Below are 15,202 nucleotides of genomic sequence, written 5' to 3'. Positions count from 1 at the left end.
GGACTATGTGCATTGCCTTAAAGGGAAGTGAAGCGGGATGAATTAGCATAGGTCAAAGCCTCATGCTGGGGAGCCTACTCCCAGTATACTTTGCCTAAAAGAAGACATTCTCGGCAAAGTTAAGCATCTAAAAATCCTTGAGTGAAACACTTGTCTAGTTATGTTTGAATGTCTAGATTGCAATAGGTGACAGCTTCCCTAGCATTACGCCAAGATACAAGCGAGAACTAACTAACTTAACACCAATCTCATTCTTTAGTTAGAGGTTAGGTTTAGTTGAAAGCTTTAAGGTTCAGGTATTGATTTGTAGTAGTTAATTTTTTTAGTAGTCTAGAAGGCTGATACGAAGGGTAAATCTTTTTAAGAGACTTCTACATGCCTCTCGCTAATAAGCTTTTATCCTACACTGTTCTCCGCTCCTGGTATTAGGGTTTGGACAAATTTGTTTGTCCAAACTGCGATAAACAAAACACCATACAGCAAGCACGGGAGATAATAGACATGAGCCAACCAATTAAAGTTGAAAAGACGGTAACGATTAACAAACCAGCAGAGGAACTCTACCGCTTTTGGCATAACTTTGGGAACTTGCCGCGCTTCATGAAGCATCTCAAAGACGTAAAAGTACACAATAATAAGCGAACGCACTGGACGACCAGTGGGGTGTTAGGTGTAACTGTTGAATGGGATGCAGACATCATTGAAGATCGGGAAAACGAATTGATTGCTTGGGCTTCAGTTGAAGGTGCAGACGTGGATAACTCTGGTTTTGTCCGCTTCCAGCCAGCACCCGGCGATCGCGGTACTGAGGTAAAGGTCGTCACGGAATATAACCCGCCTGGTGGAGCAATTGGAGCTACCATTGCCAAACTCTTCGGCGAAGAACCAGAACAGCAAATCGGAGATGATTTACGCCGCTTCAAAATGATGATGGAAGCAGGCGAGATTGCCACCACAGAGGGTCAACCAAGAGGGAAATAGTCACTTGTCCTTTGTTTATTAGCTAACGACAAATGACTAAGGACTAATGAGAAGACTAACGACTAATAACCAATAACCTAAGGACTAATGACTATGAAAGCAGCTTGCTGGCATGGTGCTAACGATGTGCGGGTCGAAACAGTTCCCGATCCAAAAATTCTCAACCCGCGCGATGCCATCCTTAAAGTGACATCAACAACCATTTGTGGTTCTGACTTGCACCTCTACGATGGCTACATTCCGACGATGCAACCGGGTGACATTCTTGGTCACGAGTTTATGGGGGAAGTTGTTGAAATTGGTAGCGAAGTCAAGCAATTGCAAAAGGGTGATCGCGTGGCTGTCTCTTCCATGGTCGGCTGCGGCTCGTGTTTCTTCTGCCAACGAGATTTATGGTCACTATGCGATAACTCCAACCCCAACGCTTGGATGCAGGAGAAGGTGTTTGGCTTTGGTACGTCGGGAATTTATGGCTATTCCCATTTATTCGGTGGCTATGCCGGTGGCGATGCAGAATATGTTCGCGTGCCGTTCGCTGATTTCGGCGCGCTCAAACTTCCCCAAGACATTCCCGATGAAAAACTGCTGCCGATCACCGATGCCTTTCCCACCGGCTACATGGGAGCAGATTTATGTAATATTCAGCCTGGAGACATCGTAGCAGTCTGGGGTTGTGGCCCAGTCGGACAGTTCGCTATGGTCAGTGCCTATCTACTCGGTGCCGAGCGCGTGATTGGCATCGATCGCTTTCCCTACCGCTTGCAACTGGCTAAGGACTTCGCGAAAGCGGAAACGATCAATTATGAGGAAGTCGATGCGGGCGAAGCCCTGAAAGAAATGACAGGCGGGCGCGGTCCCGATGCTTGCATTGATGCCTGTGGCATGGAAGCCCATGGGATCGGGCTGGAAGGATTCTACGATGAAGCGAAGCAGGCAGTACGGCTGGAAACCGATCGCCCTCATGTGTTGCGGCAAATGATTCTGGCTTGTCGCAAGGGTGGCACTCTGTCGGTCATGGGCGTTTATGCTGGCTTCGTGGACAAGATGCCGATGGGCGCTTTCATGAACAAAGGTTTGACGCTCAAAACGGGACAAATGCACGGTCAAAAGTATATGCCTCGGTTGCTGGGTCACGTCATCGAAGGCGAAGTCGATCCATCTGCTGTATTCTCACATCGCCTCAGTCTAGAAGACGCACCACGCGGCTTTGAGCTTTTCAAACACAAACAAGACAACTGCGTCAAAGTCTTACTCAAACCCTGATTTCAAGCAAATTTTGGGGTGCGGCAAGGTGCAAAGACGCTAAGGAAGCTTGTCATCTCTTACCCTTTGCGTCTAACGCTTCGCCTCTGGCTAATGCGCGAAATAAAAAAGGAGAACAACTCAATGAGAGCAGTTTGCTGGCACGGCGCTAACGAAGTGCGGGTTGAAACAGTACCCGATCCAAAAATCATCAATCCGCGTGATGCGATTGTTAAAATCACGTCAACAGCGATTTGCGGTTCTGATTTACATCTTTATGACGGTTACATCCCCACGATGCAAAAGGGCGATATCCTGGGTCATGAATTCATGGGGGAAGTCGTTGAGCTAGGCAGTGCTGTCAAGAATGTCAAGATAGGCGATCGCGTTGTCGTCCCCTTTACCATTTCCTGCGGCTCCTGTTTCTTTTGTCAAAAAGATTTATGGTCGTTGTGTGATAACTCCAACCCTAACGCTTGGATGGCAGAAAAACTGATGGGTCATTCCCCATCTGGTCTTTTCGGCTACTCCCATATGATGGGTGGCTATGCTGGAGGTCAAGCTGAATATGCCCGCGTTCCCTTTGCCGATGTCGGTTTATTCAAGATTCCTGATGGACTAACAGACGAACAAGTCCTGTTTCTGACGGATATCTTCCCCACTGGCTATATGGCAGCGGAAAACTGCGATATCCAGCCAGGAGATACTGTAGCGATCTGGGGCTGCGGTCCAGTCGGACAGTTTGCCATTAGAAGTGCATATATGCTAGGTGCCGAGCGCGTCATTGCTATTGATCGAGTTCCCGAACGCCTACAGATGGCGAAAGACGGCAAGGCAGAAGTCCTTAACTATGAGGAAGTTGATGTTGGTGAAGCCCTCAAAGATATGACCGGTGGCCGCGGTCCAGATGCTTGCATGGATGCTGTGGGAATGGAAGCCCACGGTACGGGTCCTGATGCGTTTTACGACCAGGTAAAGCAAGCCGTGCGTATGGAAACCGACCGACCCACTGCCCTAAGGCAAGTGATTGTTGCCTGTCGCAAAGGTGGCACTGTTTCAATTCCTGGTGTTTACGGCGGCTTTGTAGACAAGATACCGATGGGTGCTGCCATGAACAAAGCCTTAACATTTAAAACGGGACAAACGCACGTTCATAGGTACTTGCGCCCGTTACTTGATCGCGTCCAAAATGGCGATATCGACCCATCTTTTGTAATCACCCATCGTCTGCCGCTAGAACAAGCACCGCACGGCTACGAAATTTTCAAGCACAAGAAGGACAACTGTATCAAGATCGTGCTCAAGCCAGGTCAGGCTGCCTAAAACCCCACAAGAATTGAAAAAAACCAAGTCTAGCCAACATTTTAGGAGGTAGAGATGACAGAAGAGCTCACAAATAAGAAAGTTGCCATTCTGGTTACAGATGGCTTTGAGCAAGTTGAAATGGCTCAACCCAAGCAAGCCCTTGAGTCAGCAGGTGCTCAAACCCACATCATTTCACCTAAGAGTGATCGAGTTCAGGGCTGGAACCATTTTGACAAAGGGGATTTTTTCCCGGTAGATGTCCCCCTCGATAAAGTAAATCCAGCCGACTATGATGCCCTCCTGCTTCCCGGTGGTGTTGCCAATCCAGATCAACTTCGGACTAAAGCTAAGGCGATCGAGTTTATAAAGTCCTTCTTCGATACTGACAAGCCGGTAGCGGTGATCTGCCACGGACCTTGGACTCTGATCGAGGCAGATGTGGTGCGCGGACGGCGGCTCACCTCGTGGCCGTCGCTCAAGACCGATCTCCAGAACGCAGGTGCCCAGTGGGTAGATCAGGAAGTTGTAGTTGATAGCAACCTCGTGTCGAGCCGCAAGCCAGACGACATCCCAGCCTTCAACCGGGAAATGATCGAGCTGTTCAGCCATGCAGGGCAGGTACGGCAGATAGTGTGAGGACTCGGAGCGTTAATCAGGAGGACAGGTATGGAACAGCATCGATTTGGTTCCACGCAGCGCGAGGTGGCAGCGATCGGTCAAGGAACCTGGTACATCGACAACGGTGACCGCGCCTCTGCGATCGCCGCTTTGCGCCAAGGACTCGATCTCGGCATGACCCACATCGACACGGCGGAGATGTACGGCAGCGCCGAGGAGGTGGTCGCAGAGGCTCTAGCTGGACGACGCGATCAGGTTTTCCTGGTTTCCAAGGTTCTTCCTGGAAATGCTTCTCGGAGAGGGACGATCGTAGCCTGCGAGAAATCGCTCGCTCGACTTCATACCGATCGGCTGGACTCTTATCTGTTGCACTGGCGCGGTCAACACCCACTGGAGGAGACGATCGCTGCCTTCGAGCAGCTTCAGCACGAGGGGAAGATTCTCTGCTGGGGCGTGAGCAACTTCGATGTGCCTGACCTTGAAGCAGTCCAGAAGATCGCTGGCGAGGGTTCTCTGGTCTGCAATCAAGTCCTTTACCATTTGAGAGAGAGAGCGATCGAACACGCTGTGATCCCCTGGTGTGAGAAGCATGGGGTCGCCGTAGTCGCATACAGCCCGTTCGGTCATGGGGATTTTCCCAGCTCGCGCACAACCGCAGGTCGCGTACTACAGGAAATCGCCGCCGCCCATAACGCCACCCCTCGCCAAGTCGCGCTCCGATTTCTGGTGCGGCATTCCTCGCTCTTCGCAATCCCCAAAGCATCCAACCCCGAACACGCCGCTGAAAACGCGGGAGCCGGGGAACTCAATCTGACCCAAACCGAACTCGATCGAATCGACGCAGCCTTCCCGACCGGATCTCGTCCCCGCGTGCTTCCCATGCTGTAAGCCTGATTGGCTCGCCTGCAGGCTGCCTGCCCATGAATTGAAGGCACCGCGCTGATGGAGAAGACTTCCGAGCTTTTTGCCTAGCCGCCTACCATTGAGGAGGTTGACATCGTTAGCTAGTCAAGCTTCCTTAATGGGGGAAAGTAGCGAAGATACCGTTGGCGAAATATTTCTTAACGCTGAAAATCCTTGTGCTGTCGTGGAAACCCGTCAAAGAAAGTTACCGAAAATTACCCCTCCAATGAATTCGCCAACGGTATCAGCGAAGCTGTCACCAGCCACCACGCAATGGCTGAAACCCTTTCTCCAAGAACTTCAGAGAATTAGTTATTAAAACAGTGACAATTGCTCCATCTTAGTATTACTTTCAGTTGAATTTGCTGTAACAGGGTGTTTGTTGTTATTTGAAGACTTCTTACCCCATCCCTCTTTCGCCGCGTGTTTGACTACACGAGAACGGATATCAGCAGCCTGGGTTTCATAATCAGAGCGGATTTTGTCATACGAAACCGGAGTGGTACCAATCTTCTCCCAGAGGTTTTCATAGTTGAAATTCTTGAAAGGTCTGTGCCTAACGAGGGCATCATAACTTGCCCAGAGATAAACATCTGTCCATTGGGATGATAGCGGCACTTCAAAAGCAATTGGCATCATTAAAGCAACAACTTCGCTACTAGAACACCGATTCACTAATAAAAGACGAGACTGAAAACCCCTGTTTTAACGTCTCTTACAACGAAATATTCCTTGTTACAACTCACAAAACCTGGTTTTTTCGTTATGATTCCGAATACTGAATCGGTGTTCTAGGAGGCAAGTTTACCTACTTCTCCCTTGTCTATCTCTTGTAAAGCTGCGTCTAATCTATCAACTGCGATCGCGCGCCAAACCCAAGTGGGAATTGACTGTTGCCAGCCGTTCTGCTGAGTGACAATTGGCCCAGCGATGTATTGAACAATTTCACGACTTGCTCCTGCTAGATCGAGTAGGCTGGCTGTTACAGCTTTGTTAATCCCTTGGCTGGTTAGTAACTGAAATATCTAAAACTTACGCATACGCATTGACAAAAATAGAGAGATGTGTTTCAAAAGCGATAGACGAAGTTTAAAATGCGATCGCGAAACAGTAGGGGCAATGAAATGGCAGATAATACTTATGTTGCTCTATCTGGGGTTCGGACTATCAGAACTACTAGCAAGCCTTCCCCCGCCAAGTGTGACCTTAACACTTATACTCTGTTCTTGTTGGCAGAATCAAAATATCCAGGTTGCACGAGATTGGCGAAATTCTGGAAGATTTATCTCATGATAGTGTCAATAGATTTTTGCTGCGAGAGCGTTATGAACCCAAAGATTTATTTGATGAAGTCAAATTAAATATCAACTTGGTGGGAGGGACATTAAGTGGAGATGATACAGTTGTTGATAAACCTTATAGTGACCCAAAAATAACAGAATTAATTGGTTACTTTTGTTCAGGAAGCATCATCGAGTCGTCAAAGGAATTCAATTAATTACCTTGTATTACACCGACTTATTTCGTAAATCTGTACCCATAAATTATCGCATTTATAACAAACTGGAGGGAAAGACTAAAAATGATTATTTACGAGAAATGATTGTGGAGGTTTTGACTTGGGGTTTAAGTCCAGAAACTATAACTACTGACACTTGGGATTCGAGCCAGAAAAATCTAAAGTTCTTTAAAGACAAAGGATTGAAGTTTTTAACTGGAATAGCTAAAAATCGCTCATGTTCAGTTGATGGACAAAATTTTACTCAAGTCCAAAATATAGAAATTCCCGCATCTGGTTGAATAGTGTATCTAAAAAATTTCGGGCAAGTAAAGGTATTTCGCAGAAGTTTCAAAAACGAGACTTACAGATATTACATTATGTATGTTTCCGAAAAAGATACATTAAACTCAATCTCTAGAGCAGAATTCAAGGAATTACATTCAATACATTGGGGAATTGAATGTTACCACAGAGCTATTAAACAAGTATGTGGTATCAGTCAATTTATGGTCAGAACAACTGACGCAATTAAAACTCATTTTTTTAGCGCCATACGAGCTTTTACACAATTAGAATTAATGCGAGCAGAAGATTTAATTGAAAATTGGTATGAGATCCAAAGAAATTTATCTCTTCAAGTAGCTCGTGACTTTATTTTAGAACACTTATCACAGAAGTTGGGCTTGACTGCATAATCTCAGTTTTCTGACAATGCGTAAGTTCTATGATTGAGGGATTGATACGTCATTGCACTGAGATGAAGGTAAAGAAAAACTATGTCGATACGCACGGACAAAGTGAAATTGCTTTTGGTTTCTGTCATCCAAAACATCTTGCCAAGCATGAGAAGAATTTAAGCAGTAGGTTTCTCCGCGCACAAAATACTTGGCTTACTGTGGAATTGCTGACGGATACACTTCTGTCGCAACTAGTACAGGCTTGTTACTGTACTCTGCTTCTAGCTTTCGTTGCAAGGTTAAATCCCACGTGAGGTCATAGTCTCGCTCCAATTCAGCGACGACAAACGGACGCAACACACCCGTTACAGCAACCTTCTCACCCTCATTGACAGTTCCTTTTGGAGTACCAGCACGTATAACTAACAAGTCTTGTCCACCTAGCAACTTGTCTTCATCTAGAGTGAAGGAGCTCGCACTTCTAATGTCTTCGACTTCACCTGTGACTGCTAGTGTTTTACCGTAGTATTGCCTGGGGTTGGTGGTAATTTCACCCGGTTTGGGTGCTAGTGCAATTGCTTGTGCAATAATCGCAGGTTTGTTTTCGTACTCTGCGTACAACTTTGGATCTAAATCCAAATTGTATTCTCGCTCAATATCTGCAACAACAAGTTTGCGAACCGGACCCGTAACTTGAACTGGTGTATTTGAGTCAGCAGGCAGAGCAAAAAGTTTGCCTGAGGCATTGACAACGAGGATGGGTTCGCTGCCAAAGAATTGCTTATCGCTGATGGTAAAGGTTGTTGGAGCAATTTTCCTGATAGGTTGACTTCTAACGGTTACGGTTTTTCCAATCAGTTGATTTGTATTATCAGCAACTTCTTCTGCGGTGACATTGGTTTCTGGAACTGCCGCCTCTCGCTCTAAGTTGTTATTACAAGCGGGAAGCAGCACTATGGAGAGTGCCAGAGCAATAGTCCCTTTGGCGTTCCACAGCTTTTGAGCAAAGCTCTTATTTTGATCAAGTGTATTCATCATGTAAAATCTCCAAAAATTTGTCATTAATTCCGTTGAGGCAAGTGCAAATTGTGTTGATGCGTAGATGTCCAAACAGATGAGCTTTGATTAATCAATTCCTGGCTGACGGCTACTGACGCTCATTTGAGAATGACCAATACTCCTTGGTGCGTCGTAAACACGCCACTGTTGAATCCTCTGACTGTTTAGAATGGTTTCGGCACGACGAATTTCGTGTTCTGTGCCTTCGACTATCAGCAGATAATCACCTTGCGACACCCGGTCATTATAAAATTTGGCTTGTTCTTCAGGAATTCCCCAACCAATTAAACTACCGAGAAGACCGCCTGCTGCTGCCCCAATACCACCTGCTAGTAGGGTATTTGCTAATACAGTCCCCAATGCAAGCGCGGGGCCCATTCCGGGAATAGTCACCACAGCCAGCCCTTCAAATAAACCTACTAGACCTGCCGTTGCACCACCTGTTACTGCGCCTACTTTAGCGCCTTCACTAGCTAAGTTTCTATTTGAGTCAGTTATGTCAGCACCTCTGAGCTTGCTGTCGGCATTTTTGGCAATTACGGAAACTTTATCAAAAGAAAAACTAGCATCTCTGAGCTGGTGAAGTGCATATTCTGCCTCTTGATGATTGGGAAATACACCAATAGCGTGTTTAAGTGGAGCAAAAGTCATATCGCCTCACACGATGTATAAACGATTGAGCGAACATCTCAAAATTGATGTTTAGTTTGTCCAGTTATTAATGAATTTTTTAAAGAAGTTTCTCTTGACACTTGAAACTCTTTGAATGTGAAGTTTAAGAAAAAGTTGAGATGCTCAACTTAATACAAGGAACAAGGAACCATCAACAATCTGAATTTAAACTTTAATAGTGGAAAACTCGTGGATAATTCCAGGAAATTCTCGCAATTACTACTAAACGAATAGCTGACACTATGAAATCAATGCTAAGCTTCACTTTTACTCTATCCAATTGAGTAACCCAAGCAAAGTCAATCCACCAAAAAAGTGGGCACCGTTCATATTAACGTTTGCTAGCAAGACAAAAATATCCAGCGAACGAATAACAGTTTCTGGGTTATATACTGCTACTCCTTGAGGTTGGGCTAGAGCTTTAGCCAGTACCACGGCAACTGTCTCTTCAGATGCAAAAAAAGCTATTAATAGCCCAACCAAACTAACGATTAATCCAACTCGTAAAACTTGGATTACGTCTTCCTTATTAGCGTTGATTTCAAGGGTGGGTGCTTGTAAATGTTTAGCTAAACGTCTGTAACGGAAAGCCCAATAGACTCTGAAACACAGCAATCAAAGACTAATTATAGCTAAAAATATGCCGAGGCGAATGCCTGGATTATTGGTTTTGTTGGAGATGTTACGACTAAACGACGCAAACAACAAAGCAACCGTGGATACGCTACCTAGTGCTAACTGTACCCAGAAGCTAATCTGACTTGTTACACGAAAAGTAGCGGCAAATTCTTGTTTACTTGGGGGATGCGAAAAAAGTTCTAAATTATTCAACATATAAACCTTCAGATAGCATTATTTAAATATTGATTTCACCGAGAAATTGTTATATTTACAGCAATTAGCTTGATTTAGCGCCTTAAGCACTTCAAATTAAATACAGAATGTGGTACATTGTTGACATCAAAGTTTTTACTTGAGAAAAACCTGCGTTAACTCAACAGTAAGCCAGACCTAACTTTAAATTAGGCAGCAATGGTGGAGAACTCAAGGATAGCGGAAAAAATACTACTTAAGCTTGAGCCTAACATTCTTCAAGGTTGCTGCTACTTGGTCAGCTAGTTTATGAGGATTGAAGGGTTTATTAATTACGCCTGTCACGCCCAGTCCAGCAAACAGGTGGTAGTCAGCGGTGCGCCCCCTAGCTGTTAGCAAAATGACAGGGATATGCTTAGTTACCGGGTTCGCTTGTAGTTGTTCAAAGGTAGTCGGACCGTCCATATCAGGCATCATGACATCTAGAAGGATAGCATCAGGCTGGGTAGCGTGAGCCAAGAGCAGTCCTTCAGTACCTGAGGTGGCGGTCAGAACCTGCCAACCTCCCATGATCTCCAGGCAGGTCTGAATTAATTTACGGATGTCATCTTCATCATCAATGACTAGGATTTGCTTGGCTGTCATTGTTATTGTTATTGTCTTCGTTGTTGTTTTCAACTACTCCTCCCATACTCAGTATGGAGGGGTAGTGAAATAGATTAGTCTAGATTCCAATAGTAACTTCCAGAAATTGTTACTACAACTCCTTTAAGCCGATGGAGAGCATCATGGCAAATTGCTATTGGCGCGGTTTTGCCATGAGTCCGTGCTTCTTGATCAAAGCTTACTGCAAAGGGTAAATCTGGGAAAGCATTCGACTCAGAGCGGCATATCTCAAAGTGAGGAGGCTCACAGTTTTCCAAAGCAAAGACAACTAGTTCTAAGGCTGCCCTCATATCTGTTGAATATGGGCGTAGAGGTAAATTGAATTGTTCAGATACAATCCGGTCCAAATCAGCTAGTGACTTAAGCTGAATAGTTTCAGTACGGTATCGTTTGATTGTTGTTTTCATTTTAAACTTGCTTGAGTTATGTGGCAAAAAATGTGTTGGAGTGTTCAGGCGTTGCCCCAAAGAGCGGAACAATGACCGATAGTTCTAAATATTTCAGGAGGCATCTGCTGTGATGAATGAAATACAAAAAAGCTGCAATATGCTTTTTAACCTTTGGAAGAATCAGACAAAGCACAGCCTTCTTGATATCGCTGCCGGAAGAATACACCCTGACTTGTTTAGGACTACCATGTTTTTTAGATTCATCTTCAAAGTAGGGCGCAAAAGTGGAAAACTCGGGCAGAAATAGAGAACGCCCAATTATGTCCTAAGTACACCACCGGAGCGATGCTCCGGTGGAGCCGCCCAAAGGGCGATCGCAAGAGAACAAAATATGCTGAAATTGACGCGCTCCCGGCTACAACGCTATGGCGTTGCTATAATAACGGTTTTACTGGCTCTGCTACTAACACGGCTGCTATGGCCGCTGCAAAAGCTGAGCATTTACCCACTGTTTTTTGCCGCTGTCATGGTTAGTTCCTGGTATGGCGGTATGGAACCGGGGCTGGTAGCAACTGTTCTGTCCGCTTTAGCCTGTGCTTACTTCTTTTTACTTCCACATTCGCTGGCTGTGAGTTTGCCCGGTATAATAGGGCTGGTTCAGTTCGTGCTAGTGGCAGGGCTGAGCAACTCGCTAAACGCAGCGCTGCGCTATGCCCAACGACAAGCCGAAATCAATGCACTAGAAGCCCAGGGTAATTACGATCGCTTACGTAAAATTCAGGAAAGCCTACACCAAAGCGAAGAGCGTTACCGCTTGCTAATAGAAGGAGTAACGAACTACGCCATTTTCATGCTCGGTCCGAACGGTCACTTTGTCAGTTGGAATATTGGAGCAGAACGCATTTTAGGTTATCAAGAAGCAGAGATTATTGGGCAGCCTTTCGAGCACATTTTTACACCGGAGGCGATTGAGCGCGGACAACCTGAGCAAGTCCTGAGAACAGCGGTAGCCGAAGGTTTTTCCAAGGAGAATCGCTGGCACATCCGTAAAGATGGCACACATTTCTGGGCGCAATGTGTCCTCACACCCTTACGAGATGAGAACGGAAATCTGCGCGGCTTCTCAAAAATTATGCAAGACATCACTGAGCGCAAGCTCGCTGAGGAAGAACGCAATCAACTACTGCTGCGTGAACAAGCCGCACGTGCTCAAGCAGAAGCAGCAAACCGCTCAAAGGATGATTTCTTAGCAATAGTTTCCCATGAATTACGCACCCCCATGACCGCAATTCTTGGATGGGCAGGGATGTTGCAAACAGGTATGCTAGATGAGGATAGGGTGAGTGATGCGATTGAGACGATTGAGCGCAACGCTAACTCGCAGATGCAACTGATTGAAGACCTGCTTGATATTTCACGTATTGTTCAGGGGAACCTCTCACTGAATTTTAGTTCGATTAACCTGGTGGAAGTGATTGCAGACGCGATAGAAGTTGTACAACCATCAGCAGATAACAAAAATATTCAACTTGAGTGTGTGCTTGATACCCCGGTAGAATTAATTCGGGGCGATTCAGACCGCTTGCAACAGGTCGTGTGGAATTTACTTTGCAATGCAATTAAGTTTACACCTAACGGCGGACGGGTTGAGGTGCGATTGTCAGTGGTTAGTGACAGCGAACAACAAGCAACAGATAATTATGCTCAAATTCAGGTGAGCGACACGGGTAAGGGTATCAGTGCTGACTTTCTACCATATGTTTTTGAGCGCTTCCGTCAAGCAGACAGCACAAGTACTCGGTCAAATAAGGGGCTAGGGTTGGGCTTGGCGATCGCACGTCATCTGGTAGAATTGCATGGTGGTATTATCCAAGCAGAAAGCCCCGGAATAGGACAAGGAGCAACGTTCACAGTAATGCTGCCTCTCTTAGCCATCCCCTCAGCAAAAGAAGCTCAAACCAGCAATTCAAACCAAATACAGGCGCTAACGTTTGGGGAAGACACAGCAGCATTAGAGAATCCTCCGAGGCTCGACGGCTTGCAAGTGCTAGTTGTGGATGATGAGGGTGACGTGCGGGAGTGGATTAGCACAGTACTTACTGAGAGTGGAGCGCAAGTGATTGCTGTTGGCTCGGTAGGCGAAGCACTTGCAGCGCTTGAACAATTAAGACCAGATGTGCTAGTAAGTGATATCGGGATGCCAGACGAGGACGGCTACACGTTCATCCGCAAAGTCAGGGAACTGGGTTCAGAGATGGGCGGAGGCATTCCGGCTGTTGCACTTACGGGGTATGCCAGGGAAGAAGATTACAGACAGGCTAAAGCAGCAGGTTTCCAGCTACACATAGCTAAACCAATCAAGGCATCTGAATTAGTTGCAGTCGTCAACAACCTTGCTGAAATGTCTCAAGAACTTTAAGCAATCATACTTTTCAGAATTGTCTGCTATCGATACCAGTGTGTGAACTTGTGATTAGCAATTTTGGCAAGACTGCTCAACCCTCCACAAGTTTTCCACCTTTGAGAGATATCTTGAAACTAGAAGCAGCTAAGTTACTGAACTGCCGTTTCTCAACTTAGCTTCAACTTCCTGTTTCACTAATTGTTGGCCATTGCACATTTTAAATGATTTAGAAAGAAATATATAGCAATTAAATCACTAAATCCTTTTGTGATTGTGCAATGCCTATTTCTTCTCATAAGGTTGGGAAGAACTAGAGGTTATGCAGCTTTGCTGAATTGCTACATTTTTTTACATCAAAATAAAATCCTGTGACGCACAGCCAAGATTTATATACCTATCCAGTCCCCTCTGGAGACGGGGTGTAGTGAAAAAACTTAAAAGGCAAAAGATATAATTTTACTTTTTACTTTTCCTACACCCTAACACAGCAGTTTTACTTGGGGTAACGCTTAAGAGCTAGCCCCATATTTGGAGGATATTTTCAACTATGATGAATAATTTCTTACGTTGGTCATCAGGTAGCACGTTGCTATCTATTGCTATGACAGTTGGTGCAATGGCTCCTATGGTGATTACTGCTCGGGCCATTGCTCAGACGACTTCTCCATCTCCGAGTCCATCTCCCAGTCCGGGTGCAGCGGTCAACTTTTCTGATGTTGCACCTGATTTCTGGGCTCGACCATTTATTCAAGCCCTAGCAGAAAGAAAAATAATTACAGGCTTTCCTAATGGGACCTTTAGACCAAATCAACCTGTGGAACGCGCTGAATTTGCGACGATGATTGCCAATGCTTTTGAGCAGAACAAAACTAGACCGTTGGCTGAATCTGGATTTAGAGATGTTGCTGCCAACTACTGGGCTACTTCTGCAATTGAGGAAGCTTTCCAAACAGGGTTTATGAAAGGCTACGCTGGTGGACAGTTTTTGCCAGAACAACCCATTCCTAGAGCGCAGGCGATAACTGCTTTAGCAAATGGCTTGGGTTTGTCTGCTGATGGCACCCCTGAAGAGATTCTTAGAAGCTCTTATAAAGATGTCGGATGGATACCAGCTTATGCCATCAATCCTATAGCCGCTGCAACACAGGCAAACATTATTGTCAACTATCCAAATGTACAAGCTCTCAATCCGCTGCGAACTCTCACGCGTGCGGAAGCCGCAGCACTTTTGTATCAAGCCTTGGTACGGCAAGGACGGGTACAACCACTTGCTAACAATGTTGCAGCGGCTAATTACATTGTGGGTCGCAATAGTGAGGTGAGCCAAACCACTTCAACGACTACATCTACATCAGATACTAGTGGTTCGGCTAGGGCAACCACAACAATGACGACATCTACATCAGATAATCGTGGTTCTACTACCGCAACCACTTCAACCACCTCTACAACAGAGCCTGGTGACATTGTTGCTCTTTCTGCTTTAAACTTCACAACATTGGGTTCTGCCATACAAACAGCAGGTCTAACAGACACTCTCAAAAGCGAAGGTCCTTATACAGTTTTCGCTCCCACAGACCAGGCGTTTGCTGCTTTACCTAAAGACACGCTGAGAAAATTGCTCTTGCCTGAGAACCGAGAAACGCTTGTTAGGATTTTGAGATATCATGTGGTGTCTGGTGAAGTTACTGCCAATGAACTCAAAGGTGGACAACTGAAAACGCTTGCAGACAGACCTGTCAATATTCAAGTTAATCGTGCTACCAATCAAATTAGAGTGAACGATGCGAGCGTGACCCAGCCAAATATGCAGGCAAGCAACGGTGTTATCCATGCGGTTAATGAAGTTTTAATACCGCCTAACATCAACCTGAACCAGTTACGAAATTAACAGCCTTCAACAGGCGCGCCGATGCTTGCTTAAGAACGCTTTTTTCAAAATGATTTTGCAGGTTTAAAAATGAAGAATATT

11 protein-coding genes and 5 pseudogenes are annotated in these 15,202 nt (G+C 45.6%); 10 read left to right on the top strand and 6 right to left on the bottom strand.

Annotated features, from left to right (window positions below):
• Nucleotides 1-462: 462 nt before the first annotated feature.
• The 6 genes and pseudogenes from V5G28_RS19535 to V5G28_RS19510 all read left to right on the top strand — a co-directional run.
• Nucleotides 463-981 (top strand): annotated as a pseudogene (locus V5G28_RS19535) (SRPBCC family protein); the annotation flags it as partial.
• A gap of 93 nt (nucleotides 982-1,074) precedes the next feature.
• The gene (locus tag V5G28_RS19530; RefSeq protein ID WP_332988134.1) at nucleotides 1,075-2,244 is read left to right on the top strand and encodes a zinc-dependent alcohol dehydrogenase; all 1,170 of its coding nucleotides are present in this window, start codon (nucleotides 1,075-1,077) and stop codon (nucleotides 2,242-2,244) included.
• Nucleotides 2,245-2,367: 123 nt separating this feature from the next.
• Nucleotides 2,368-3,546 carry a zinc-dependent alcohol dehydrogenase gene (locus V5G28_RS19525; RefSeq protein WP_332987843.1) on the top strand — a complete coding sequence of 393 codons (1,179 nt, stop codon included), beginning with the start codon at nucleotides 2,368-2,370 and terminating at the stop codon, nucleotides 3,544-3,546.
• A gap of 54 nt (nucleotides 3,547-3,600) precedes the next feature.
• The gene (locus tag V5G28_RS19520; RefSeq protein ID WP_096566508.1) at nucleotides 3,601-4,164 is read left to right on the top strand and encodes a type 1 glutamine amidotransferase domain-containing protein; all 564 of its coding nucleotides are present in this window, start codon (nucleotides 3,601-3,603) and stop codon (nucleotides 4,162-4,164) included.
• 30 nt (nucleotides 4,165-4,194) lie between these two features.
• Entirely contained in the window at nucleotides 4,195-5,034 is an 840-nt protein-coding gene (locus V5G28_RS19515) for an aldo/keto reductase (RefSeq protein ID WP_332987842.1), read from the top strand.
• A gap of 103 nt (nucleotides 5,035-5,137) precedes the next feature.
• Nucleotides 5,138-5,368: a hypothetical protein gene (locus V5G28_RS19510; protein ID WP_332987841.1), complete on the top strand. Its 231-nt coding sequence runs from the start codon at nucleotides 5,138-5,140 to the stop codon at nucleotides 5,366-5,368.
• Here V5G28_RS19510 and V5G28_RS36790 read toward each other — a convergent pair.
• Nucleotides 5,365-6,074: pseudogene (locus V5G28_RS36790) on the bottom strand (hypothetical protein). The gene V5G28_RS19510 and the pseudogene V5G28_RS36790 overlap by 4 nt on opposite strands.
• Nucleotides 6,075-6,215: 141 nt before the next feature.
• Between V5G28_RS36790 and V5G28_RS19500 the strand changes: the two are divergent.
• Together V5G28_RS19500 and V5G28_RS36785 are read left to right on the top strand one after the other, a co-directional pair.
• A pseudogene (locus V5G28_RS19500) lies at nucleotides 6,216-7,245 on the top strand (IS701 family transposase).
• 20 nt (nucleotides 7,246-7,265) lie between these two features.
• A pseudogene (locus V5G28_RS36785) lies at nucleotides 7,266-7,373 on the top strand (Tn3 family transposase); the annotation flags it as partial.
• A gap of 67 nt (nucleotides 7,374-7,440) precedes the next feature.
• Here the strand turns inward: V5G28_RS36785 and V5G28_RS19495 are convergent.
• The 5 genes and pseudogenes from V5G28_RS19495 to V5G28_RS19475 form a co-directional block, all read right to left on the bottom strand.
• A complete protein-coding gene (locus tag V5G28_RS19495; RefSeq protein WP_332987839.1) occupies nucleotides 7,441-8,265 on the bottom strand; it encodes a hypothetical protein in 825 nt (274 codons plus the stop codon).
• An 87-nt stretch (nucleotides 8,266-8,352) separates the two neighbouring features.
• Nucleotides 8,353-8,937 (bottom strand): hypothetical protein, encoded by a 585-nt coding sequence (locus V5G28_RS19490; RefSeq protein WP_096562070.1) that lies wholly within the window; start codon nucleotides 8,935-8,937, stop codon nucleotides 8,353-8,355.
• 288 nt (nucleotides 8,938-9,225) lie between these two features.
• Nucleotides 9,226-9,792: pseudogene (locus V5G28_RS19485) on the bottom strand (DUF3611 family protein).
• Nucleotides 9,793-10,023: 231 nt separating this feature from the next.
• Nucleotides 10,024-10,416, bottom strand: a complete 393-nt coding sequence (locus V5G28_RS19480; RefSeq protein ID WP_332987838.1) for a response regulator — start codon at nucleotides 10,414-10,416, stop codon at nucleotides 10,024-10,026.
• Between the two features lie 74 nt (nucleotides 10,417-10,490).
• The gene (locus V5G28_RS19475; protein WP_096562068.1) at nucleotides 10,491-10,844 is read right to left on the bottom strand and encodes a hypothetical protein; all 354 of its coding nucleotides are present in this window, start codon (nucleotides 10,842-10,844) and stop codon (nucleotides 10,491-10,493) included.
• Between the two features lie 373 nt (nucleotides 10,845-11,217).
• Between V5G28_RS19475 and V5G28_RS19470 the strand changes: the two genes are divergently transcribed.
• Together V5G28_RS19470 and V5G28_RS19465 are read left to right on the top strand one after the other, a co-directional pair.
• Complete coding sequence (locus V5G28_RS19470) at nucleotides 11,218-13,245, top strand: hybrid sensor histidine kinase/response regulator (RefSeq protein WP_332987837.1); 2,028 nt, start codon at nucleotides 11,218-11,220, stop codon at nucleotides 13,243-13,245.
• A gap of 535 nt (nucleotides 13,246-13,780) precedes the next feature.
• Nucleotides 13,781-15,121, top strand: coding sequence for a fasciclin domain-containing protein (locus V5G28_RS19465; RefSeq protein ID WP_442994279.1), 1,341 nt, complete (start codon nucleotides 13,781-13,783; stop codon nucleotides 15,119-15,121).
• Nucleotides 15,122-15,202 lie beyond the last annotated feature (81 nt).

The organism is Scytonema sp. PRP1 (assembly GCF_036697665.2).
In the GTDB taxonomy this organism is placed as follows: Bacteria; Cyanobacteriota; Cyanobacteriia; order Cyanobacteriales; family Nostocaceae; genus Kalymmatonema; species Kalymmatonema gypsitolerans.
The sequence above is the reverse complement of the archived record's forward strand: the minus strand, read 5'-3'. Positions and strand labels throughout refer to the sequence as shown.